Source organism: Vagococcus intermedius, assembly GCF_029144185.1.
Lineage (GTDB): Bacteria > Bacillota > Bacilli > Lactobacillales > Vagococcaceae > Vagococcus_D > Vagococcus_D intermedius.
Genome location: NZ_CP110232.1, coordinates 1,525,749 through 1,549,730 on the forward strand (window position 1 = coordinate 1,525,749; position 23,982 = coordinate 1,549,730).

Sequence of the window (23,982 nt, forward strand, 5' to 3'; positions counted from 1 at the left end):
TACTTATCATTTCTGACTAATTATTACGTAAGACTTTAATTGGTTTGAAAAATTCTAGTTTAGTTGGATGTTGTCCGTAGATACTTACTAATAACTGGTTATGATAAACGGCAATTAATTCTGAAGGATTTAATGTGCAGTAATCATTTACCTTTAAAAATCCGCCATCTTTAACTGATTGGTACTCTAAATCTGTTAAATCCAAACGTTGAAATAGCGACATAGCTTGCTCGATTGGCTGCAAGAAATCAAACTCTTCACCTGCCATTTTTTCAGACACTTGGGTTAGAGTTAAACACTGTCCCGCTGAAAATCCACCACTAGAGACACGTGTCAGGTCCGACATATGAGCTGCGTACCCCAATTTAGCACCTGTATCAACAGCTAGTGTTCTAACATAAGTACCTTTACCACATCCAACTTCAAATCGCCATGATAACGTTTGTTTTTCAACATTGTACACTGGCTCTGATGTCCGTTTAAAATAATCAATCACTGCTTTTCTTTCCGGTCTTTCAACTTCCAATCCTTCTCGAGCATACTCGTACAATCGTTTACCATTGACTTTAACCGCTGAATACATTGGAGGAATTTGAGTAATTGTTCCAACCATTTGATTCATGGTTTCATCAATTAACGTTGTTTCTAACATTTCTAAAACTGGCGTCTTCTCAACAATATCACCACTAACATCTTCCGTTGTCGTCGTGTAACCCAATGTAATTTCTCCAACATATATCTTGCCACTATCTTGTAAATATTCGATCACTTTAGTTCCTTTACCGATACAAATCGGTAAAACACCATCTACATCAGGGTCTAAGGTTCCACCATGACCCACTTTTTTTGTTTTTAATATTTTTCTTAGTTTAAAGACACAATCATGACTTGTCATGCCGCGCTCTTTCCATAAAGGTAAAATTCCGTCCATTTTTCGACCTCGCCTTTTTATCTAATAACCTGTTTATTATAGCATATAGCACTCTTTTTTACCGACAATCTGCTATAAATTTTTATAATAATTAATCAAAAAATCACTCCCTTAAAGTTAATTCTAAGGGAGTGATTTTTAGTTAAATGACTTTAGTCATTTTTATTTAAATTTCTAATCAATTCATCAATTCTGCTTCCGTAAGCAACTGATTCATCACGCTCAAACATCAATTCTGGCGTTTTATAAATTCTTAGGCGTTCACCTAATTCTTTACGAATCAATCCTGAGGCTTTTTCTAGCCCAGTTTGTGCTTTTTTCATATCAGATGCTTTATCTGATAAGATACTATAGAAAATCGTAGCTTGCTGTAAATCAGCAGTCACACGAACATCTGTAATAGTTACGCCTTCAACACGAGGGTCACGGACGCGTCTTTGAAGAATATCATTTACTTCACGTTGAACTTCTTGCCCTACTCGGCGATCACGATATTTTACCATGAATATTCCTCATTTCTATTTTAAGATTTATTTTCTTTTGATTTCAACCATTTCAAAGCCTTCAATAACATCATCAACTTTTACATCGTTGTAATCTTCTATCATGGCACCACATTCAAATCCCATTTTCACTTCTTTGGCATCATCTTTAAAGCGTTTTAAGCTTGCTAATTTTCCTTCGAAAATAACAATATTATCACGAATTAAGCGGACACCACTATCGCGTTTAACAGAACCATCAGTGACATAACAACCAGCAATTGTTCCGACTTTAGAAACATTATACGTTTCACGAACTAACATTTGACCTGTAATTTGTTCTTCAAATTCTGGGTCCAACATCCCTTTCATTGCTGTTTCAATCTCATCAATAACGTTATAGATAATACGGTGTAGACGGATATCTACTTCATCAGCATCAGCTTGTTCCTTAGCTTGAATCGTAGGACGAACATTAAATCCGACAACAATCGCGCCACTGGCAGCAGCTAAAGTAACATCACTTTCATTAATAGCACCTACAGCTGAATGAACAATCTTAACACGGACGCCTTCAACCTCAATTTTTTTCAAACTAGCAGCCAAAGCTTCAGCTGTCCCTTGTACATCAGCTTTAATAATAACATTAACGTCTTTGATTTCGCCGTCTTTCAAGCTATCAAATAAATTATCTAACGTAATGGCTGTTGTTGTTGAACGTTGTTGTAATAAAGCACGACTAGCACGCTCTTCACCTGCTGCACGGGCTGTTTTTTCATCTTCAAAGACAACGAAACGATCCCCTGCTTGAGGTACATCATTTAAACCAGTAATTTCTACCGGTGTAGCCGGTCCCGCTTCTTTGTCACGACGACCTAAGTCATTTGTCATAACACGAACACGACCAAAGGTATTTCCTACTACAATCGGATCTCCGACACGTAGCGTTCCTTGTTGCACTAATAACGTTGCAACTGGCCCTTTACCTTTATCAAGACGAGCTTCAATTACACTACCAATAGCACGTTGTGTTGGATCAGCTTGTAATTCTTGAACTTCAGAAACTAAGACAATAGTTTCTAATAATTCATCAATATTATCACCGAATTTGGCAGAGATTGGTACGAAAATCGTATCGCCCCCCCAAGCTTCTGGAATTAATTCATATTCACTTAATTGTTGCATCACGTGGTCTGGGTTAGCACCTGGTTTATCAATCTTATTAACAGCGACAATAATTGGTACTTCTGCCGCTTTGGCATGATTAATCGCTTCAATTGTTTGTGGCATCACACCATCATCAGCTGCTACAACAAGAATTGTAACATCTGTGATACTTGCTCCACGAGCACGCATACTTGTAAAGGCAGCATGTCCTGGTGTATCTAAGAAAGTGATTGTTTTTCCGTCAACGTCAACTTGGTAAGCTCCGATATGCTGTGTAATACCACCAGCCTCACCTAAAGTAACTTTTGTATTTCTTAAAGTATCTAGTAACGTCGTTTTACCATGATCGACGTGTCCCATAATAGTGACAACAGGTGGACGAGTTACTAAGTTTTCTTCAACGATGGCTTCTTCTTCGAAGAATTTATCAATATCAGCTACGTCAACTTGAACTTTTTCTTCTGCCTCGATACCATAATCAGCAGCTAATAACTCAATTGTATCTTTATCTAAAGCTTGATTTTGGTTAACCATTACGCCCATCATGAATAGTTTTTTGATAATTTCAGCTGGCTCACGGTAGATTTTTTTAGAAATGTCCGCAACATTCATACCCTCAGTGTAAACTAAAACTTCAGGTAATTCTTTAAATTTACGAGCTGGTACAGCTGGTTTATTTGATGCAGGATATTGTTTTTTACGTCCTTTTTTAAAGCGATTACGGTTATTATAATTACCGCCTTGACCACCACGGTAGTTACTGTTACCACGATTTTGTCCACCTTGACCACCTTGTTGCGGACGGTTAGTTGTATTTGCTTGTCCTTGTGGACGGTTTTGACCACCTTGTTGTGGGCGGTTAGTTGTATTTGCTTGTCCTTGTGGACGATTTTGACCACCTTGTTGCGGGCGGTTAGTTGTATTTGCTTGTCCTTGTGGACAGTTTTGGCCACCTTGTTGCGAGCGGTTAGTTGTATTTGCTTGTCCTTGTGGACGGTTTTGACCACCTTGTTGCGGGCGGTTAGGTGTATTTGTTTGTCCTTGTGGACGGTTTTGACCACCTTGTTGTGGGCGGTTATTATTTTTATTTGGTTGGTTAGAACCGGTATTTTTATTATTTGTCATAGGCTTATTTTGTTTTTCTCTGGCTCCTGATGCTGCCACAGTACTTCCTTTTCTATGTTCTGTATTTTTTTGTTGGCTAGATTGTGATTTTAGTGCATTATTAGATACTGGTTTACCAGTTTTTTCTGAATTAACAGTTGGGGATGATTCTTTACTTTTAAAGGAAGTTCCTCCAAAAGCACGCTTCAATTTTGTCTCTTGGTCGGAACTAAGGACTTCCATATGATTCGTTAAATTCATACCTAGTGTCTGCGCGCGATCAACCAGCGTTTTACTTGTTTGGTTCATTTCTTTCGCTAATTCATGTACTCTTTTTTTACCCATGCAATCACCTTCCTATTTTGTTAGTAACTCCTGAAACTTTTTAGCAAACCCTTGATCGCAAACTCCTAAAATCATTCGACTGCGACCAACAGCTTGGCTAAGTTCCAATTGAGTGAACTCATTGACACATTTGACATTGTAATAAGCACTCTTATCTTGAATCTTTTTGATTGTATTAGGACTAGCGTCTGTTGCAACAAAGACAATTTTAGCTTTTTGAGAACGAATATCTGCAATAGTCAATTCTTCCCCTGAAACTAATTTGCCTGCTCGAGTTGCCATACCTAATAAATTTAATACCTTTTGGCTATTTGTCATTTCCGAATAATTCCTGTCTTGCTTTTTGGTGACTAACATAATCTAATAATTCTTGGTAAAAATCATCAGTTAAATCAGCTTCCAAATGGCGATTTAAAATTTGCTTATCCCAAGCTTTTTGGACAACTTTTGGCTCAATAGAAATGTAAGCTCCTCGACCTGGCATTTTTCCAGTTGGGTCAATTGCCACATCGCCTTCTTTAGAACGGACAATTCGAATCATTTCTTTTTTAGGTTTCATATCGCCCGAAACGACACATTTTCTTAAAGGAATTTTACGTTGTTTCATCTATCTTCGCCTCCTAGGATTATTCTGCTTCTTGATTTACTACATCACTTTCAGTGACTTCCTCAGTTAAGACAACTGCTTCTTCCGCAACAATTGCTTCCTCTGGTGTTTCTTCTACTATATCTTCCACAGCAATGTCTTCAACTGTAGCTTCTGTTGCTTGCTGGCTACGAATCGCTTCCATATCTGATTCAGATTTAATATCAATTTTAAAGTTTGTTAATTTTGCCGCTAAGCGAGCATTTTGTCCGCGCTTACCGATTGCTAATGATAATTGGTAATCTGGTACCACTACTGTACATGCTTTACCACTCTCATCAAAAGTTACATCTACAACTTGAGCTGGGTTTAAGGCATTAGCAATATAAACAGTTGGGTCTTCGTTCCACTCAACAATATCCATATTTTCGCCTTTTAATTCATTGACAATTGATTGGACACGCTGTCCTCTTTGTCCGACACACGTTCCAACTGGATCTACGTTTTCATCTTGTGAACGAACGGCTACTTTCGCACGATCACCAGCTTCACGAGCGATGCTTACGATTTCGACAACCCCATCGTAAACTTCTGGGATTTCTTGTTCAAACAATCGTTTCAATAAGTCAGGATGACTGCGGCTAACAAAAACTTGTGGGCCTTTAGAGGTATTTTCCACTTTTGAAACATACACTTTGATACGATCATGTGGTTGGTATACTTCATTAGGAATTTGATCTTGACGTGATAAAACCGCTTCAATCTTTCCTAAGTTAACATAGATATATCGATGATCTTGTCTTTCAACAATTCCTTGCATAATATCATTTTCATAAGCACTGAATTCGTTGTAAATAATCGTACGTTCGGCTTCACGAACACGTTGTAAAATCACTTGCTTGGCAGTTTGTGCTGCAATACGACCAAAATCTTTAGGCGTCACTTCAAAGCGAACCGTGTCACCTAATTCATAAGCACCATTTAACATTAAAGCTTCCTTCAAACTCACTTCTAATTGTGAATCCATTACTTCTTCAGTAATTTCTTTTACGGCATATACATGGATGTTGCCTTTTTTAGCATCAAATTCCACTTCCACATTTTGAGCTTGACCGTAGTGACGTTTATAAGCAGAAACCAATGCTGCTTCTAACGCTTCGATCACAATCTCTTTTGAAATGCCTTTTTCAACCTCTAATGCCTCTAAAGCATTTAACATTTCTTTACTCATCTTTACTGCGCCTCCATTATCTTGGTCTAAAACTGAATCGCCAATCGAGCTTTAGCAATGTTACTACGCTCGAAAGTGATATCTTTTATTCTTGTTTTTATTTTTACTGTTAAGGTCAATGTCTCAGGTGTTAGCTCTTTTAAGAAGCCATCAAACTGTTTGTCGCCTTCTACTGTCGTATATAGTGACACATGAATATACTCACCAATTGCATTTTCATAATCGGCTTCTTTTTTCAACGGTCTTTCTGCTCCAGGTGAAGAGACTTCTAAGAAGTACGCTTGGGGAATTGGATCTGGATCCATCTCATCCAATGCGTCACTGAGCTTTTCACTCACTAAGGCACAATCCTCAATATCAATGCCGTTCAGTTTGTCGATAAAGACACGTAAAAACCAGTTTTTACCTTCCTTCACGAATTCTAAATCTACTAACTCAAAGTTTTGCTCTTCTAAGATTGGCGTGACAACCTTTGTAACAGTTTCCACTACACTACTCAATCCATTCGCCTCCTTCACGGGAATCTGTTTATCCATCAAAAAGAGTGAGCGGTGTTTCCTTCGCTCACTCTCCCATCAAGTATCAATCTTTGACTAGTATAACATATTTTTTCTGAAAACTCAACACAGCATGCTTTCATGTCCTTTTATTTTCACGGTACGGTCTTCTTTTGAAGTTTTAAGCTACTTTTTTATTAATAATTACTTAAGAGACTTAATAAAGCATTAAAAAGTACCTAAATGGATAGGGGTTAATCTATTCTCCTTTTATAATACGAGTTAAGGCAACTTATTTTCACACTTAGGAGGTTCTGCTATGTTTATCATACTTAGTTTACTCATCTTACTTCTATCATTTTGTCTATATGGCTATTGGACGAATCGACAATTAGAAATAGAATCACTGCCACTACCTTTAACATCACTTCCAGCTGAATTGGATGGATTAAAAATCACACACTTGTCAGATATTCACTTAAAACGCTTGAGAGTTGACAAAGAGTTTTTATTAAAAGAAATCCGTCTGGTCAAACCTGACTTAATTTTTATTACGGGAGATACAATCGATCGAACTGAAGATTTAGCTACGACAACCATTCAGCAATTCATTAATGATATTGCCGTTATTGCCCCAACATATGTTATTGAAGGCAATCACGAACCGACATGCTCTGATTTTAATTATTGGCGAGAATTACTGTCACAGTCTAGCGCAACCCTTTTGGAAAATGATTACGAAACGATTTATATCAACCAACATAAGATAGGGATCATTGGTTTAAAAAATAATGTGACCTCTCTTAATAAAAAAAGACAAGAATCGCTACCAAACCATACAATCAATCTACTCTTAGCACACCATCCAGAACATTTCCACGAGTACCTTACAAATTTTGATGAAAAAGACAACGTTATAGCAATTTTTTCCGGCCATGCCCATGGTGGACAGATTCGCTTACCCTTAATCGATGGGCTTTTGTCTCCAAATCAAGGTTGGTTCCCCCGTTATACAAATGGCTTATACCAAGAGGTGACTCGCTCGACTACTTACCTGATTGTGAGCCGAGGATTAAGTAACAGTCGTTTTCCCTTTCGGATAAATAATAAACCTCACCTTATAAATGTTATCTTAACTAAAAAAAATAAGCCCTAAGGGCTTATTTTTTTTATAACATATCGAATAAAGATAACTGGTTTTCATCAGGAAGACCATCTAAGACACTGTTTTCTGTCATATATTCAATCAGTGTTTTCGAAACTTTACCACGATTAGCCAAGTCTTCTTTTGATAAAAATTCTTGTTCTTTTCGTGCTGCTATAATTTGTTTGGCCACATTCTGACCTAAACTTGGAACAGCACGAAACGGTGCTATCAAAGTATCACCATCAATAACAAAATTATCCGCATCTGATTTATATAAATCAATCATTTTAAATTTATAACCACGTTCAATCATTTCATTACATAACTCTAGGACTGTAAGCAGATTTTTTTCTTTAGTGGAAGCCTCCATCCCTTTATCCATTATCTCTTTCATGCGAGCTTTTACAGCATCTTTGCCTTTAGACATAGCAACTAAGTCAAAGTCATCAGCACGCACCGAAAAATAGGCTGCATAATAAAGAATTGGATAATAAACTTTAAAATATGCTACACGTAACGCCATCAACACATAGGCTGCCGCATGAGCTTTAGGGAACATGTATTTAATTTTTAAACACGAGTCAATATACCACTCGGCAATACCAACAGCTCTCATTTCTGCCTGCCACTCATCGGGTATACCTTTCCCCTTACGAACACTCTCCATAATTTTAAATGCTAGACCATCTTCTAAACCATTGTGTATCAAGTAAACCATAATATCATCACGACACCCAATTACTTCTGCTAGCGTTGTTTGACCTTTACGAATTAATTCTTCTGCATTGCCTAACCAAACATCGGTACCATGAGACAAACCGGAAATCTGTAATAATTCGGCAAAGGTCGTTGGATGGGTTTGCTCTAACATCCCTCTAACAAACTTTGTTCCAAACTCTGGAATTCCTAAAGAACCTGTCTTAGAGTGAATTTGATCTGGTTCTACGCCTAGTACTTGTGGCCCAGAAAAGATTCGCATTACTTCAGGATCATCTGTCGGAATTGTCTTAGGATCAATCCCAGAAAGATCTTGTAGCATCCTAATAACAGTTGGATCATCATGTCCTAAAATATCTAATTTTAAGACGTTATCATGAATTGAATGGAAATCAAAATGAGTCGTTTTCCATTCTGAATTTTGATCGTCAGCTGGAAATTGTATTGGTGAGAAATCATAAACATCCATATAATCAGGAATAACGATAATTCCCCCCGGATGCTGTCCTGTTGTGCGCTTGACACCTGTTGACCCTTTAGCCAATCGGTCAATCTCAGCACTGCGTAACTCAAGATTATTGTCACGTTCGTAACCCTTAACAAAACCATAAGCCGTCTTGTCCGCTACTGTTCCAATCGTCCCTGCCCGATAAACATACTCTTCACCAAAAAGTACTTTTGTATAATTGTGAGCCTCAGGTTGATAATCACCTGAGAAGTTCAAGTCAATATCTGGCACTTTATCGCCATGGAATCCTAAAAAGGTTTCGAAGGGAATATCGTGACCGTCTTTGAATAGGCGATTCCCACATTCAGGACAAGGTTTTTCTGGCAAGTCAAAACCAGACCCTACTGAACCATCTTCAAAGAATTCCGTATATTGGCATTTTGGACAACGATAATGTGGTGCTAAAGGATTGACCTCGGTAATTCCTGTCATCGTCGCAACAAAACTCGAGCCGACCGATCCACGAGATCCTACTAAATAACCATCTTTCAAACTCTTATGCACTAACTTTTGAGAAATCAAATAAATAACTGAAAAGCCATTACCAATAATACTATCCAGTTCTTTTTTCAGACGCTTTTCTACAATATCTGGCAAAGGATCTCCATATAAACGCTTCGCTTCATTGTAACTCAAATCTGTGATTTCTTGTTCCGACCCTTCAATTTTAGGTGTATAAAGATCTGTCTTAACCGGTGTGACTTCCTCACACCAACTGGCGATTAATTGGCTGTTGGTTACGACCACTCGTTTAGCCGTCTCTTCACCTAAAAATGAAAATTCTGTTAGCATCTCATTTGTTGTTCTAAAGTGAACCTCTGGTAAGGAATGACGATTTAAGGGATTTGCTCCTCCCATCGAATTGACCAAAATTTTACGATAGATAGAATCTGTCTTATTTAAATAATGAACATTCCCCGTGGCAACAGCAGGTTTATCTAATTCATCAGCTATTTTAACTAAATTGCCAATAATTTCTTCTAAATCTGACTCACTTTTGACAAGTTCTTGCTCAATCAAAGGGGCATAGACTGCTTTGGGCATAATTTCAATATAATCATAGAATTTGGCACGTTTTTTAGCTTCTTCGATTCCTTTTTGCATCATCGCCTCAAAAATCTCACCGCCACTACAAGCCGATCCGACAATTAACCCTTCACGTAATTTTGTTAATTGTGACCGTGGTATCCTAGGTACTCGGTAATAATAATCAATATTTGACATAGAGATTAATTTAAAGAGATTTTTTAAACCAGCTTGAGTCGTTGCCATAATAATGGCGTGAAATGGCCGGGCTCGTTTATAAGCATCTCCTTCACCGACATGTTCGTTTAACTCATCATGATACTGAATACCATGCTCTTCTTGAGCTTTTTTTAAGAAAATCCAACACAGCTGTCCAGTCGTTTCTGAATCATAAATAGCTCGATGATGTTGCTCTAAATTGACACCATACTTTTTAGCCAAAGTATTTAAACGATGACTCTTCCACTCTGGATGTAGGAAACGTGATAATTCCAATGTATCAATAACTGGATTAGGCGCTTCGGGAATCTCATATTTTTCATAACTAGTATTCAAAAATCCCATGTCAAAACTAGCATTATGAGCTACTAAAATATCCTGATCACAGAACTCACGAAATAGTCTTAAAACTTCTTCTTCCGACTTAGAACCACGGACCATCTCATCAGTAATCCCTGTTAAACTAATGGTTGTTTCTGACAATGGATGACCTGGATCAATAAATTGTTCAAACGTCTCAATAATATTTCCTTTGTGCATTTTGACTGCTGCTAATTCAATAATCGTATCATAAACCGCTGATAATCCAGTGGTCTCAACGTCAAATACAATGTAAGTCGCATCAGTTAAAGAAAGATGCTCTGGATTATAAGCGATTGGAACACCGTCATCTACTATATTAGCTTCAATCCCATATAATATTTTAACCCCATGTTTTTTCCCTGCTTGATGGGCGTCCGGAAAGCTCTGAGCACCACCGTGATCTGTGATCGCTATGGCCGGCATTCCCCAAGCACCTGCTTGTGCTACTAAGTCGCTAGCTCCGGTAATACCATCCATTGTACTCATGTTTGTATGTAAATGAAGTTCCACACGTTTTTCATCAGCTGGTGCTGTATCTTTTCGTCCAGCTTTTTTCACTTCCATTAAATCTCGCGCATTCATTACTAAGTCTTTCATAAAAGTATCTTCTTGTACACTTCCACGAACACGCAACCACTGCCCTTTTTTGATTGCTTCAAAGACAGCTTCATCATGAGCATTGTTCGAGAATTTTTTCACCGCAAAAGACGACGTATAATCTGTAATTTTAACAATTAATATTTTACGTCCCGAACGTAAATCTCTTACCTCAACATCAAAAACGTACCCTTCAACTGTGACTGTGCGCTCTTCATCAATAATTTGACTCATTGGCAAAATAACTTCATCTGAGTTGATTGTACGTCCTAACTGAATCGGCCCTTCTAAGGTCACTGGCTCATTTTTTTTCTGTTGCTTTATTTGCTCATTTTTTTCTAGAGCGGCTGCAGCTTCTTCCATCATACGAACTTGTTGTTGTTGTTGGCGTTCTGCAAAAGCTTGCTGATTAGCTTGAGCCTTTTCTTGATTTACTTTCGGTATTAAACGAAATTTAGGAAAGCCAAACCGTTGGTAAGCTTGTTCGACTTCTGGTAGATATTGTTTTTTTAAATACTCAATAATCCCTTCATTTTCTACCAAAATAATAAGTTGATCATCTTCAACAAACGGTAATTGCTCTTTTAAAGCCCCATTCACTACGGCTTGATTACATTGTGCTTGTTGTAAACCATATGACCAATAGGACTGTAACATCTCTTGATCATAGTTACTGTCCTGAGTACGCACATGCAATTGGACTTGGGCAATTCCATCAAAAGCATGATGCAATTGTTGGTAGAGACGGGTGTATATCTCTATTGGCAAAATGTTTTTAAATTGTAAATGAAATTCCCAACAACGACTTTTTTTATGAACAACGACTTTGGAAACTTCCCCTTCTGAAAAAGCTGGTAGTCTCTTTTCATCAGATTGAAATCCCATCTGATCGAGTAATTTATCAAATAACTCTCTAGGATTTAAAGACATTATCTTGCCCTCCTTTTTTATTGTTATCTGCTGCTTATATTAAAAAGCAAGAAACGGCCAACAAGAAATTTGCTGACCGACCTTATTTTTCTATTTTATTATACGCCTATTTATCTATTTAGCAATCCGCATCTCTAATCTTAGTTAGACTTCTCAGGATTCAATAAAATATTTAGTGTACTAGTTAATTCATCTTTACGAACTTCTAATGTTTCACCTGTTTGACGAATTTTAACTTCTACAATGCCTTCTGATGCTTTCTTACCAACTGTAATACGGATTGGTAAGCCAATTAAATCCGCGTCTGTAAATTTAACACCGGCGCGTTCTTTACGGTCATCTACCAATACTTCATAGTTAGCTGCAATCATATCCGCTTCAATTTCCTGAGCTAGTGTCACTTGGGCTTCATCTTTTACATTAACTGGTACAATATGTAAATCAAATGGTGCTAAGCCTTTTGGCCAGTTCATACCATTTTCATCAGCATTTTGTTCAACCATAGCTGATACCAAACGACTCACACCAATCCCATAACATCCCATAATAACTGGAATATCACGGCCATTTTCATCTAACACTGTAGCACCCATTGCAGCACTATAACGTGTCCCTAATTTGAAAATGTGACCAATTTCAATTCCTTTAGTAAATTTCAAAATACCTTCGCCATCAGGTGAAATATCACCTTCTTGCACGATACGCAAGTCAACATATTCTAGTGGTGTAAAATCACGACCTGGATTCGCATTTTTAAAATGATAACCTGTTTCATTAGCCCCAACTATAATATTTTCTAAATCTTGGACATATAAATCAGCATAAACTTTAATTTCTTCTGATAAATTAATTGGTCCAAGTGAGCCAAAATCAGCACCCATATATTTAACGGCTTCTTCAGAAGTAGCTGGTTCTAAGAAGTCTACGGCTAAATGATTTTTCAATTTAATATCATTTACTTCATGATCCCCACGAACTAAAACCATAACAGGCTCCTCATCAGCCATAAATAACATTGATTTAACTGTTTGTGTTTTCGATACTTCAAAAAAGTCACTTACCTCTTCAATTGTCTCAATAGTTGGTGTTGCTACTTTTTCCAAATCTAATACCGTCGCATGTGAGTTACTTGGCGTGTATAAGCTTGTAGCCATCTCTAAGTTAGCTGCATAATCACTGGTAGTAGAATAACAAATAGTATCTTCTCCAACTTCTGTAATCGCCATAAATTCTTTAGAATCACTGCCACCCATAGCGCCACCATCACCAATAATAGCACGGAATTCTAAACCACAACGTTCAAAAATACGATAATATGCTTTTTCATAAGCACGGTAACCTTCATCCAAACTCTCTTCTGTCGCATGGAATGAGTAGCCATCCTTCATAATAAATTCACGACCACGTAAAAGACCTGATCTTGGTCGTCTTTCATCACGATATTTAGTTTGAATCTGATAAAGTGATAACGGCAAACGTTTATATGAATTGATTTCATTTTTTACTAAATCAGTAAAGGTCTCTTCGTGTGTTGGTCCTAAAATAAAATCACGACCATGACGATCTTGTAGTTTCATTAGTAACGGACCATAAGTTTCATAACGTCCAGATTCACGCCATAAATCAGCTGGTATCATCGCTGGCATCAACATTTCAGATGCCTCAATGGCTTCAAATTCTTCTTGCATAATTTTTTTTATTTTTTCTAGTACACGATAAGCTAAAGGTAGATACGTATAGACACCTGCTGTAACTTGGCGAATATATCCTGCTCTTAATAGCATTTGATGGCTTAAAATTTCAGCATCATTAGGTACTTCTCTCAACGTTGGAATTAACATCTTTGATTGTTTCATTTTTATCTCTCCCTTTTTTTCCTAACAACTATAACACTTAATTATCTAAAAAAGAAACGCATAATATCGTTCCATGTTACCAACACCATCAATATCATCATAAAAGCAAAACCAATCATCGTGATTTTTCCTTCGCTCTCTTCTGATAAGGGTTTCCTACGAATTGCTTCAACAAAATTTAATAGTAATTTACCACCATCCAATGCAGGAATTGGTAATAAATTCATTATTCCTAAATTAACACTAAGCATGGCCATAAAGTTTAAGATCGTAATAATTCCCTCATTTGCTACTTGTGAGGAAACTTGGAAGATCATCACTGGGCCACCTAATTTATTTAAACTAAACCCTAAAATTAAATCTTTTAATGCAACGAAAATTACTGTTGCATTAACAATTGTTTTGGTTCCTGCTTCTTTTAACTTCTCAATGAAAGAAAGTGATGTAACCTTAGTCCCACCCATAATCCCCATCATAACACGTTTGCTACCATCTTCTTGTTTTTCAGCTCTAGGTGTTAATGTGACAGTCTTCTCTTTACCATCACGTTCTACTTTTACTTTGACAGATTTATCTACATTTTTAGTTAGAATTGGCCCGATTTCTTCAAAAGTAGTAACTCGCTTACCTGCCACCTCAATAATGCGATCATTTGGTTTAATACCTGCATCGGCAGCTACACCATTTTCAACAACAGCACCAACCTTACTAGTTGGATCTGGTTCAACATTACCACCTTGTATGAATAACACAATAGTAAAAATAATAAACGTTAAGATGAAGTTGAATAACGGTCCGGCAAAATTAGTTAAGGCTCTTTTATATAATTTAGCTGACTGGAATTGGACATCTAACGGAGCTATTCTAACTTCTGTTCCATCTGATTCAATAATCATGGCATCATGTTCTACTTCATAGGTAATAACTTCTTTATCATTACCATAAGCATGTCCTTTAATTATTAATTCTTTCTCCAAATCAAATTGCGTCACTTCTAAAGGGATCGCGTTCGATAGCTGTATTTTACTACTTGTGTTAATTCTAACAATTTTTTGTTTATCATTAAGTTCAACGGCAATAGGTTGACCAGGTGTTAACTCAACTTCCTCTTCACCCATACCAGCCATCCGGACATAACCACCTATTGGTAACAACCTAATGGTATAAGTCGTCCCGTCTTTCCCTGTATGAGCAAAGATTTTCGGACCCATGCCGATTGCGAATTCTCTCACTAAAATACCTGAACGCTTAGCAAAAATAAAATGACCTAATTCATGAACGATGACAATCACACAGAACACAAATAAAAAGGTCAGCACTGTTTTCATATTTATTCCCCTCTCCTGATAATACTCACTAATAACTTATTTATACGCCATAGACACATACAAACGACTGCTTTTCTTTTAAACAACTAGCTAATTCTGTCAGTCATTGATTGCTTAAAAAGTAAGTCCCGTTTACTACTTAATTCACTCAAAAAAATAGTAAAGCATCTTATATTTTAACATAATTTGCTCTATACCGCTATCTTCCATTTTTTACTTTTAAATGATATTTAGAATTTCTCTCAATAAAAAAGCAAACGGAAGACTCCGTTTGCTTTTTTAAAATAGTCCTAATAAATGCATCACTGGGAACACGAAAATCATACTATCAAAACGATCCAAAATACCACCATGACCTGGTAAGATATTACCTGAATCTTTAACACCATAATGACGCTTATAAGCAGATTCTACTAAGTCACCCATTTGGCCAACCATTGATAGAAATACTGTAAATAAAAGCATGACTGGTAACCCTTGATTAAATATACCTTCTGTTGCAAAGAAATGTAAATATATTGACGCTACTACTATTGCTGAAAGAATGCCACCAAAGGCACCTTCTAAGGTTTTATTGGGGGAAATTGCTGGAGCTAATTTATTTTTACCAATTTTACGACCAATCATATAAGCCCCAATGTCAGTTGACCACACAACTAGTAGCCCAAATAATAACATTGTTAAATCAGCAGTTGTCCCTCTGGCAAGTAAAAAACACTTGAAGCCCATTCCCACATATAAACTCACTATAACTGGGAAGGCCGCTTGATCTAAGGTATAACTATTTTTTGAAAAAACTGTTTCTGTTAATAAAATCATCACAAAAAAATAAAATAAATTACTACTTGTTAAACTTTCTGGTAAAAAAGGAAAGTAGTTTTCTAGTGGTAATACTAACACCAAAGCTGCTAGAGCCGAAACAACTCCTGCAAAACTTCCGATAGTTAGACCCTTCATTTTAAATAATTCATACACTCCCACCACTGCTAAAACAGCAGCTGTTACCTCAATCGCCCAACCACCAACTATCAAGATTGGAATAAAAATTACTAAGGCTACAATGGCAGTAATCACACGTTGTTTCATAAATTAAATCTCTCCCTCATCAAAGTCATCATAATGATGCTCATCTTTTTTATCAAGACCACCAAAACGGCGATTACGCTGTTGAAAAGCCGCTAAGGCCTCTTCTAAATGCTCCTGATCAAAATCTGGCCATAATGCATCTGTAAAAAACAACTCACTATAAGCAATTTGCCATAATAAGAAATTACTAATTCGCTCTTCTCCGCTAGTTCTTATTAATAAATCCGGATCCTGTAACTCTTTGCCTAAGCTTGCAGTCATTAGATAAGATGAAAATATTTCTTCCGTAATTGTTTCGGTAGCTAGTTTCTCTTCTTTGATATCTGCTAAAATCTGATTCATCGCTGTTAACATTTCAGCACGGCTACCATAGTTAAGAGCAAAGTTTAAAATCATGCCATCATTCTCTTTGGTTTGCGCCATTGCATCGAAAACAGCTTTTTGAGTATGTTCTGGTAAAAAGTCAGTATAACCAATGACATTAACCTTGACATTTTCAGCAATTAATTCTGGAACAAACGTATCAAAAAACTCGACAGGTAACTTCATCAAATAGTCTACCTCAGTTGTTGGCCGCTTCCAGTTTTCTGTTGAAAAAGCGTATAAGGTTAAGGCTTTTATTCCTAAACGACTAGCATGTTTAGTTATTTTTTTCACATTATTCATACCCTCTTTATGACCAGCAACACGTGGCAGGCGGCGATTTTGAGCCCAACGTCCATTCCCGTCCATAATAATTGCAATATGCTTTGGTACAATACCCTCTGAATCAAATGTCAGATTTGTTTTATCTAATGTGTATTTTTGTTTTTGTGGAAAAAAACGAAACATTGTCTGCCTCCTTTAAACTTTATCTATCTCTATCATTGTAGCAAAAACTGTAAAAAAAACCTATCTAAAGCCGACAACTTAATAAAAAGACAGTACTTACACCCAATTTTATACTACCTAGAACAGTTATTGTTTAGACAACTCAAATAAAAAAGGAACCGCCCGGCGGTTCCTTTTTTACAAACCTTTAAACATCTAATAATTCTTGCTCTTTAGCTGTTGTAATTGTATCAATTTCTTTAGTACTCTTATCGGTAATAACTTGCACGTCTTTTTCTAAAGTATGTAACTCATCTTCAGAAATTTCTTTAGCTTTTTCTTTTTTCTTCAACTCATCGATAGTATCACGACGAATGTTACGAACAGCTACTTTAGCATTTTCGGCATATTTACCAACCTCTTTAGCTAAATCTTTACGACGTTCTTCTGTTAATTGTGGAATAACTAAACGAATAACATTCCCATCATTTGCTGGACTAATACCAATCTCACTTGCTAAAATAGCTTTTTCGATATTTTCTAATGCTGATTTGTCAAATGGTGTAATCATTAAGACACGAGCTTCCGGTACATTAATAGAAGCAATTGCGTTTAATGGTGTTGGTGCACCATAATAATCAACTTGAATACGGTCTAAAAGACTAGCATTAGCACGTCCTGCTCTTACTTGACCTAATTCACGACTTAAACTTTCTTCGGCTTTAGCCATTCTTTCTTTAGCTGAATTTAAAATTTCTTTGACCATTTTATTTCCCCCTTACGGTAGTTCCGATGTTTTCACCTAAACATACACGTTTAATATTGCCAACTTCATTTAAGTTAAAGACAACAAGTGGAATATCGTTATCCATACTTAAAGAACTAGCGGTTGAATCCATAACTTGTAATCCTTTTGAGATGACATCTAAGTGTGTTAATTCTTCAAATTTAGTTGCACCTGCATCTAATTTGGGATCAGCTGAATAAACGCCATCCACATTATTTTTAGCCATTAGAATAACATCTGCATCGATTTCAGCAGCTCTTAATGCAGCCGTTGTATCTGTTGAGAAATACGGGTTACCAGTACCGGCTGCAAAAATGACAACACGGCCTTTTTCTAAATGACGAACAGCTCTACGACGAATGTAAGGCTCAGCAATTTGACGCATATCAATTGAAGCTTGCACACGCGTCGGAACACCAATATTTTCTAACGTGTCTTGTAAAGCTAAAGCATTCATAACAGTTGCTAACATGCCCATATAATCTGCCTGTGCACGTTCCATCCCCATTTCGGCACCAATTGTCCCACGCCAAATATTGCCACCGCCAACAACAATGGCAATCTCAACACCTAACTCATGAACTTCTTTAATCTCTTTAACGATTTCTGCAATAACTGGTGGTTTGATTCCAAAGCCTGCATCTCCTGCTAAAGCTTCTCCACTTACTTTTAAAATAACACGTTTATATTTCGGTTCTACCATTTCTGTTCCCTCCATTTTATCCACTTCCTATTTTAACACACTCACCCATACTATTAGACGTTTTTGCCTAAAAAAAGGGAGCGCAAGCTATTACTAGTTGCGTTCCCAACTGTCACAAGTGACAGGTAAAATTTATTTCATTTGGTTAGCTACTTCTTCCGCGAAGTTTTCTTCACGTTTTTCCATACCTTCTCCAACTTCAAAACGTACGAATGATTTTACTGTAGCATTTTTAGTTGCAACAAATTTAGAAACAGTCATGTCTGGATCTTTAACGAATGGTTGGTCTACTAAGCAGATTTCTGCTAAGAATTTTTGCATACGTCCAATAACCATTTTCTCAACGATATTAGCTGGTTTACCTTCATTTAAAGCTTGTTCAGTAAGAACTGATTTTTCATGATCTAATTCTTCTTGAGAAACTTGATCTTTTGAAACGTAACGAGGGTTAATCGCCGCAACGTGCATTGCAACGTCTTTAGCCATAGCTTCATCAGTTGTGCCATCAAGTGTAGCAAGAACGGCAATACGGCCGCCCATGTGTAGGTAAGCACCAAATGCTTGATTATCAGTTTTTTCAACTAATTCAAAACGGCGGAAGCTAATTTTTTCGCCAATAACGGTAGTTGCTTCTAAAACTTCTTTTTCAATAGTTCCATTTTCAGTTACAATAGCCAAAGCTTCTTCCATGTTAGCTGGTTTGTTCTCAACAACAAGTTTAGCAATTTTAGCAACTAATTCAACAAACATATCATTTTTTGATACGAAGTCAGTTTCAGAGTTAACTTCAACGATTGCAGCAACGTTACCGTCAACATGAACGTTAGCTAAACCTTCAGCAGCGATTCTATCGCCTTTGTTAGCAGCTTTTGCTAAACCTTTTTCGCGTAAGAAGTCTACTGCTTTTTCCATAACACCTTCAACTTCAACTAAAGCTTTTTTAGCATCCATCATACCAACGCCTGTAGCGTCACGTAATTCTTTAACCATAGCGGCTGTAATTTTTGACATTATAATTTCCTCCTAATAATAAACATTTCGTTTGACTAATTTACTTTTAAAAAAACTGTCCCAAAGGAAGTCTAGGCTACTTATTTTCGCCAACCGATCAATAGCCTTTGAGACAGTCTCAATTTTAATAGTTATTTAATATAGACTATTAGTTACTACCTTCAACAACTTCAACGATTTCTTCGATTGAATCAGTTTTTTCAGCAACTTTGTCTTCTGATGCAAATGTTTCTTCAACAACTTCATCTTCACCTTGACGGCCTTCGATGAAAGCATCAGCCATTTTTCCAGCGATTAATTTAACTGCACGAATCGCATCATCGTTTGATGGGATAACTACGTCGATCTCATCTGGATCACAGTTAGTATCAACCATAGCAACGATTGGAATGTTTAATTTATGAGCTTCTTGAACAGCGATACGCTCTTTACGAGGGTCAACGATGAACATAACATCTGGGATTCTAGGCATATCAGCGATACCGCCTAAGAATTTTTCAAGACGTTCACGTTGTTTGTTTAAACCAGCAACTTCTTTTTTAGGAAGTACTTCGAACACGCCATCTTCTTCCATTTTGTTAATTTCTTTTAAGCGAGAGATACGTTTTTGAATTGTATCCCAGTTAGTTAAAGTTCCACCTAACCAACGGTGGTTTACATAGTATTGACCAGCGCGGATAGCTTCATCTTTAATAGCATCTTGTGCTTGTTTTTTAGTACCTACGAATAATGCAACGCCGCCATCTTCAGCAACTTTTTTCATGTAGTTGTAAGCATCATCAGCTAAACGTACAGTTTTTTGTAGATCGATGATGTAGATACCGTTTCTTTCTGTAAAGATATATTTCTTCATTTTTGGGTTCCAGCGACGAGTTTGGTGACCGAAATGTACACCAGCTTCAAGTAACTGTTTCATTGAGATTACTGCCATGTTGTGTTTCCTCCATTTGGTTTTTAGATTTCCTCTCTCTTGCTTTAGACTCCTCTGAGGACTCTGATAAATCAAAGCACCTCTCAGAAAATAGGCAAAAGATGTGGTTTTAGTATCAATTGATACCTATAAAATCATACCCTATATTCCCAAAAAAAACAAGTCTTTTTTTTTAATAACAAAAAAGTAGTAAGTATGAGTGAGTTAACCCAGACTTACTACTTTTTATTTTATAACCAAACAAATAATATTTTTTGCTTATTCTTTGTTATTATTCTGCATACTTACTATCGCCACTTGCTTTAGCAATACCTAAAGGTGTCACAAATTGCGGATAGTCTGGTCGCTCTACTACCATTCCTAAATATTTAGAAAATGTTGGGGCAAATTCTTCAAAAAAACTAGCTCCGCCAACTACATATAAAGGTTCAATAGGATGCTGTTCTAGCATTCTCTCAGTAATAGCTGCCATTTTATCAACAACAGGTTTGATAATAATAAAGTTAGTTTTCTCTTGGTCATGATCTCTTTTTAATAACTCTGCCTCAGCAACGCTGATACCATAATAACCAGCTAAAACCAAACTCATATGAGTCCCACCAGTCGGTTCATCAAGTGTCAACACAACTTCATCGTTCTCAATCACACTAATCCCTGTTGTTCCACCACCGACATCAATAACTGCTCCTTGTGTTAAACCTAACAAACAGGCTGCTGCTTCTGGTTCATCCACGACCGTCGTCACCATTAAACCTGCTGACTCTAGTACATTTGAAACAATTTTTTTGTCATTTCCGACCGTTCCCGGTGGAATGGCAGTTGCCGCTGACTCTATTTCAACACCTAAGATTTCCTCTGCTTCACGTACCAGACGTGACACAATTTGAACAGCCTCTACGTAATTAACTACTAAACCATCACGAATAACTTCTGCAAATTCAAAACTACCATAAACAGGTTTGTTATCTTGATCTAGAATCGCCAATACAATTGATGAGGTTCCCAAATCAACTCCTACTTTTAAGGGGTCATTTTTGTCAAAAGGTTGATGCTTTTTAGTGTTAGCAATGGCATTAAATTCTGCTAATAATTCGTTAGCTTGCTCTAAATTAACCATATTATCACCCTAATTTCTTAACTCTTATGAATTCCAATCAGCTGGGTAAGTTACGTAAACAAAACGCGCATCGCCTTCAACTGAAAATTGGATTGGTGAGCCTTTAGGAATCAACATAATTTCACCAGGTCCTGCTGTAATACGGCGACCTTCGATAATTACTGTTAATGTTCCGTCAATAATATAATCAATCTCATCATAATCTAATGTCCAGTCGAAAGTTGTATCACGCATTACCATCAATCCACAACCTAAACGTGGGCTTTCTTCTAATGTCATTAAATCTTTACAATATACTTTATGAGCAGGATTACCAGTATCTAAACGGTCATCTTCATTTACTTCCAACAAAGGTAACTTAACAGACATCACACCGCTAGGGTCAACATGTTTTGTTAAATCTGATAAACCTGACATTTTTTCCAGTAAAATCTCACGAACAACCTTTTCAATAAGTTCTCTGCTTTGATCTGCCATTATTTAGTCCCTACTTTCTCTTCGTTTTTAAGCATACGATTAGCCATAAACATCGCTACAAAAACAGCTGTAATACCCCCAACTAATTTACCTACGATCATTGGGAAAATCATTTCACGAGCCACACCAGCTGTAAAGCCTAAGTGATCTCCTAATACGAATGAAGCTGATACAGCAAATGCCACGTTGATAATTTTACCACGAGCATCCATGTCTTTCATCATTTGGAACATCGGAATACTATTTGCCATAGTCGCTACCATACCAGCAGCTGAAACTTCGTTCATTCCTAACACTTTACCTAAGCCCATCAATGGTTTTTTGAACACTTTAGTAATAACAAATACTAAACAGAACGCACCTGCTAATGTCAAAGCAATACCACCAACTGTGCTAATACCTTCAGCAACTGGTGTGATACCTGGTACTTTAATTCCTACTAATGGATCTAAGGCACCAATTACTAAACCAATAATAGCTACCATAACAACAAATTTACCAAAAACAGTAAATCCTTTAATCATAGCTTCAGGTTTAAACCATAAACCAGCCATAACTAAAGCGGCTACAATTACGATCGGTACTAAATTTTTAAGAATCATTACAACTGGGAAACCAGCAACTAATCCACCAACAAAAGCGCCGACAGGAATTGTAATCATCCCTGATAAAACACCCGTTGCTAAATATTTATGATCAGATTTTTGAATAATTCCTAAAGCAACTGGAATTGTAAAGACGATAGTAGGTCCCATCATAGCACCTAAAATTGTTCCAGCAAAAAGTCCTGCTTCTTTTGTTTCAGCCATTTGAACTGCTAATGGGAAACCACCCATATCATTTGCAAGTAATGTCGTTGCAAACATTGCCGGATCAGCACCTAAAAATTTGTATACAGGTACTACCACTGGTTCTAAAATATTAGCTAAGACCGGGGCTAAAGTAATAATCCCGACCATTGATAAGGCAAGAGACCCCATCGCCATAATACCTTCTTCAAATTGTTCACCTAAGCCGAATTTGTTGTCTAGACATTTATCGATTCCGCCTAAGATCATGAAGAAAGCAATAATATACATAATAATTTCATTAATTCCCATTTTTTATAAAACCTCCTAAGATCTCACTTTTTGTCATCAGTGAACGTCTTAGTTCGCACGCTCAACTGAATCAATAATCCCAACAATAACTGCATCAACTGGGATATCAGGAGCATCTAGAGCCATTCGAGCAGAACTGCCTGTTGTAACGAGTACAGTATCGTCAAACCCAGCTCCAGCGTTATCAGCTGCAACTAATGTCTGGACACGACCTGCTGTTTCATCTTCTTCAATATCCACCAATAAGAATTTTAAACCATTCAATTTTTCATTCTTGCGTGTTGCCCATAGACTTCCTGATACTTTCCCAATTAACATAGTTATTCCTCATTTCTTCGATAGATAAGCTCTATTTGTTGTTCTCTAAGATAGTCTTTAGCAAGAGGTGTCACAAGTGTATCTTCAGATATAATCACTTGCTCTCCGGTCTTAATTCCTGCTTTTTCAATATTAGAAACACTTAGTAGCTTAGTTTTAACACTGGTTTCTTTCGTTTTCATTGTGGCATCAATTTTTATAAAATCAACACCAAAACGAGTCCATTCCTCTTCAAAAGCTAAAATTCTTTTTTTCATCGCATAACTACAAGTTTTTAAGCCTTGCGAATACTCTACTTGATTTTTAACTACTATCACAGGTTTTTTAGCCATTAAAAAATCTAATAACAGCTGCTCTTCTGACGTATCGGGCATCATTAGAGCCACTCTTGAAAGTGTCCCTAGTGATAATTCCGATATACAGATAGCATCTGCTGTTTGACTAGTTGACGTTACTGAATAATCCAACTTCTGAAAGTAACTCAGTAACTCAGACGTTGTATGACCCATAACATAAATACGCTTGGTTGAACTGCTCTCAATAGAATCATCTAATTGGCTCATAATGCGATCAGTCACTAATTGAACTAACGTCTCAAAGTCTCTCAT

22 protein-coding genes are annotated in these 23,982 nt (G+C 36.9%); 1 reads left to right on the top strand and 21 read right to left on the bottom strand.

The window, feature by feature from the left end:
• Window positions 1–16 precede the first annotated feature (16 nt).
• From truB to rimP, 7 genes are all read right to left on the bottom strand, one after another.
• The gene (gene truB / locus OL234_RS07120) at window positions 17–931 is read right to left on the bottom strand and encodes a tRNA pseudouridine(55) synthase TruB (RefSeq protein WP_275468555.1); all 915 of its coding nucleotides are present in this window, start codon (window positions 929–931) and stop codon (window positions 17–19) included.
• Between the two features lie 152 nt (window positions 932–1,083).
• Window positions 1,084–1,434, bottom strand: a complete 351-nt coding sequence (rbfA, locus tag OL234_RS07125) for a 30S ribosome-binding factor RbfA (RefSeq protein WP_275468556.1) — start codon at window positions 1,432–1,434, stop codon at window positions 1,084–1,086.
• Window positions 1,435–1,461: 27 nt separating this feature from the next.
• Window positions 1,462–4,029: a translation initiation factor IF-2 gene (infB, locus tag OL234_RS07130; RefSeq protein ID WP_275468557.1), complete on the bottom strand. Its 2,568-nt coding sequence runs from the start codon at window positions 4,027–4,029 to the stop codon at window positions 1,462–1,464.
• A gap of 12 nt (window positions 4,030–4,041) precedes the next feature.
• Entirely contained in the window at window positions 4,042–4,347 is a 306-nt protein-coding gene (locus OL234_RS07135) for a YlxQ-related RNA-binding protein (protein ID WP_275468558.1), read from the bottom strand.
• The gene (gene rnpM / locus OL234_RS07140) at window positions 4,337–4,636 is read right to left on the bottom strand and encodes an RNase P modulator RnpM (protein WP_275468559.1); all 300 of its coding nucleotides are present in this window, start codon (window positions 4,634–4,636) and stop codon (window positions 4,337–4,339) included. Before rnpM ends, OL234_RS07135 begins: the two co-directional genes overlap by 11 nt.
• A 19-nt stretch (window positions 4,637–4,655) precedes the next feature.
• Window positions 4,656–5,846 (bottom strand): transcription termination factor NusA, encoded by a 1,191-nt coding sequence (gene nusA, locus OL234_RS07145; protein ID WP_275468560.1) that lies wholly within the window; start codon window positions 5,844–5,846, stop codon window positions 4,656–4,658.
• A 26-nt stretch (window positions 5,847–5,872) separates the two neighbouring features.
• Window positions 5,873–6,346: a ribosome maturation factor RimP gene (rimP, locus tag OL234_RS07150; protein WP_275468561.1), complete on the bottom strand. Its 474-nt coding sequence runs from the start codon at window positions 6,344–6,346 to the stop codon at window positions 5,873–5,875.
• Between the two features lie 316 nt (window positions 6,347–6,662).
• Between rimP and OL234_RS07155 the strand changes: the two genes are divergently transcribed.
• Window positions 6,663–7,499: a metallophosphoesterase gene (locus OL234_RS07155; RefSeq protein ID WP_275468562.1), complete on the top strand. Its 837-nt coding sequence runs from the start codon at window positions 6,663–6,665 to the stop codon at window positions 7,497–7,499.
• Between the two features lie 13 nt (window positions 7,500–7,512).
• Here the strand turns inward: OL234_RS07155 and OL234_RS07160 are convergent, their stop codons facing one another.
• The 14 genes from OL234_RS07160 to OL234_RS07225 form a co-directional block, all read right to left on the bottom strand.
• Window positions 7,513–11,850, bottom strand: a complete 4,338-nt coding sequence (locus tag OL234_RS07160; RefSeq protein WP_275468563.1) for a PolC-type DNA polymerase III — start codon at window positions 11,848–11,850, stop codon at window positions 7,513–7,515.
• A gap of 140 nt (window positions 11,851–11,990) precedes the next feature.
• Complete coding sequence (locus OL234_RS07165; protein WP_275468564.1) at window positions 11,991–13,706, bottom strand: proline--tRNA ligase; 1,716 nt, start codon at window positions 13,704–13,706, stop codon at window positions 11,991–11,993.
• Window positions 13,707–13,747: 41 nt separating this feature from the next.
• Window positions 13,748–15,034, bottom strand: a complete 1,287-nt coding sequence (gene rseP / locus OL234_RS07170) for an RIP metalloprotease RseP (protein ID WP_275468565.1) — start codon at window positions 15,032–15,034, stop codon at window positions 13,748–13,750.
• 279 nt (window positions 15,035–15,313) lie between these two features.
• Window positions 15,314–16,120: a phosphatidate cytidylyltransferase gene (locus OL234_RS07175; RefSeq protein WP_275468566.1), complete on the bottom strand. Its 807-nt coding sequence runs from the start codon at window positions 16,118–16,120 to the stop codon at window positions 15,314–15,316.
• Window positions 16,121–16,123: 3 nt separating this feature from the next.
• Window positions 16,124–16,951 carry an undecaprenyl pyrophosphate synthase gene (uppS, locus tag OL234_RS07180; RefSeq protein WP_275468567.1) on the bottom strand — a complete coding sequence of 276 codons (828 nt, stop codon included), beginning with the start codon at window positions 16,949–16,951 and terminating at the stop codon, window positions 16,124–16,126.
• A 187-nt stretch (window positions 16,952–17,138) separates the two neighbouring features.
• Window positions 17,139–17,696 (bottom strand): ribosome recycling factor, encoded by a 558-nt coding sequence (frr, locus tag OL234_RS07185; protein WP_275468568.1) that lies wholly within the window; start codon window positions 17,694–17,696, stop codon window positions 17,139–17,141.
• Window position 17,697: 1 nt separating this feature from the next.
• The gene (gene pyrH / locus OL234_RS07190; protein WP_275468569.1) at window positions 17,698–18,420 is read right to left on the bottom strand and encodes a UMP kinase; all 723 of its coding nucleotides are present in this window, start codon (window positions 18,418–18,420) and stop codon (window positions 17,698–17,700) included.
• Window positions 18,421–18,552: 132 nt separating this feature from the next.
• Complete coding sequence (gene tsf, locus OL234_RS07195) at window positions 18,553–19,431, bottom strand: translation elongation factor Ts (protein ID WP_275468570.1); 879 nt, start codon at window positions 19,429–19,431, stop codon at window positions 18,553–18,555.
• A 148-nt stretch (window positions 19,432–19,579) separates the two neighbouring features.
• Window positions 19,580–20,362, bottom strand: coding sequence for a 30S ribosomal protein S2 (gene rpsB / locus OL234_RS07200; protein ID WP_275468571.1), 783 nt, complete (start codon window positions 20,360–20,362; stop codon window positions 19,580–19,582).
• A 271-nt stretch (window positions 20,363–20,633) separates the two neighbouring features.
• Window positions 20,634–21,479, bottom strand: coding sequence for an ethanolamine utilization protein EutJ (gene eutJ, locus OL234_RS07205; RefSeq protein WP_275468572.1), 846 nt, complete (start codon window positions 21,477–21,479; stop codon window positions 20,634–20,636).
• A 24-nt stretch (window positions 21,480–21,503) separates the two neighbouring features.
• On the bottom strand, window positions 21,504–21,956 hold the full coding sequence (locus OL234_RS07210) for a cupin domain-containing protein (protein ID WP_275468573.1): 453 nt from the start codon (window positions 21,954–21,956) through the stop codon (window positions 21,504–21,506).
• Window positions 21,956–23,056 carry an ethanolamine utilization protein EutH gene (gene eutH, locus OL234_RS07215; RefSeq protein ID WP_275468574.1) on the bottom strand — a complete coding sequence of 367 codons (1,101 nt, stop codon included), beginning with the start codon at window positions 23,054–23,056 and terminating at the stop codon, window positions 21,956–21,958. The genes OL234_RS07210 and eutH overlap by 1 nt, the downstream gene beginning before the upstream one ends.
• A gap of 48 nt (window positions 23,057–23,104) precedes the next feature.
• Window positions 23,105–23,374 carry a EutN/CcmL family microcompartment protein gene (locus tag OL234_RS07220; RefSeq protein WP_275468575.1) on the bottom strand — a complete coding sequence of 90 codons (270 nt, stop codon included), beginning with the start codon at window positions 23,372–23,374 and terminating at the stop codon, window positions 23,105–23,107.
• Between the two features lie 2 nt (window positions 23,375–23,376).
• Window positions 23,377–23,982, bottom strand: coding sequence for a hypothetical protein (locus OL234_RS07225; RefSeq protein ID WP_275468576.1), 606 nt, complete (start codon window positions 23,980–23,982; stop codon window positions 23,377–23,379).

Coding starts and splice junctions, on each gene's coding strand:
- uppS (WP_275468567.1), bottom strand. CDS start 16,951: ATGTTTCGTTTTTTTCCACAAAAACAAAAATACACATTAGATAAAACA.
- rpsB (WP_275468571.1), bottom strand. CDS start 20,362: ATGGCAGTAATCTCAATGAAACAGTTACTTGAAGCTGGTGTACATTTC.
- nusA (WP_275468560.1), bottom strand. CDS start 5,846: ATGAGTAAAGAAATGTTAAATGCTTTAGAGGCATTAGAGGTTGAAAAA.
- infB (WP_275468557.1), bottom strand. CDS start 4,029: ATGGGTAAAAAAAGAGTACATGAATTAGCGAAAGAAATGAACCAAACA.
- rseP (WP_275468565.1), bottom strand. CDS start 15,034: ATGAAAACAGTGCTGACCTTTTTATTTGTGTTCTGTGTGATTGTCATC.
- OL234_RS07135 (WP_275468558.1), bottom strand. CDS start 4,347: ATGACAAATAGCCAAAAGGTATTAAATTTATTAGGTATGGCAACTCGA.
- OL234_RS07220 (WP_275468575.1), bottom strand. CDS start 23,374: ATGTTAATTGGGAAAGTATCAGGAAGTCTATGGGCAACACGCAAGAAT.
- OL234_RS07210 (WP_275468573.1), bottom strand. CDS start 21,956: ATGGCAGATCAAAGCAGAGAACTTATTGAAAAGGTTGTTCGTGAGATT.
- OL234_RS07225 (WP_275468576.1), bottom strand. CDS start 23,982: ATGAGAGACTTTGAGACGTTAGTTCAATTAGTGACTGATCGCATTATG.
- rnpM (WP_275468559.1), bottom strand. CDS start 4,636: ATGAAACAACGTAAAATTCCTTTAAGAAAATGTGTCGTTTCGGGCGAT.
- OL234_RS07175 (WP_275468566.1), bottom strand. CDS start 16,120: ATGAAACAACGTGTGATTACTGCCATTGTAGCCTTAGTAATTTTTATT.
- OL234_RS07165 (WP_275468564.1), bottom strand. CDS start 13,706: ATGAAACAATCAAAGATGTTAATTCCAACGTTGAGAGAAGTACCTAAT.
- pyrH (WP_275468569.1), bottom strand. CDS start 18,420: ATGGTAGAACCGAAATATAAACGTGTTATTTTAAAAGTAAGTGGAGAA.
- OL234_RS07155 (WP_275468562.1), top strand. CDS start 6,663: ATGTTTATCATACTTAGTTTACTCATCTTACTTCTATCATTTTGTCTA.
- truB (WP_275468555.1), bottom strand. CDS start 931: ATGGACGGAATTTTACCTTTATGGAAAGAGCGCGGCATGACAAGTCAT.
- eutH (WP_275468574.1), bottom strand. CDS start 23,056: ATGGGAATTAATGAAATTATTATGTATATTATTGCTTTCTTCATGATC.
- frr (WP_275468568.1), bottom strand. CDS start 17,696: ATGGTCAAAGAAATTTTAAATTCAGCTAAAGAAAGAATGGCTAAAGCC.
- eutJ (WP_275468572.1), bottom strand. CDS start 21,479: ATGGTTAATTTAGAGCAAGCTAACGAATTATTAGCAGAATTTAATGCC.
- rbfA (WP_275468556.1), bottom strand. CDS start 1,434: ATGGTAAAATATCGTGATCGCCGAGTAGGGCAAGAAGTTCAACGTGAA.
- OL234_RS07160 (WP_275468563.1), bottom strand. CDS start 11,850: ATGTCTTTAAATCCTAGAGAGTTATTTGATAAATTACTCGATCAGATG.
- tsf (WP_275468570.1), bottom strand. CDS start 19,431: ATGTCAAAAATTACAGCCGCTATGGTTAAAGAATTACGTGACGCTACA.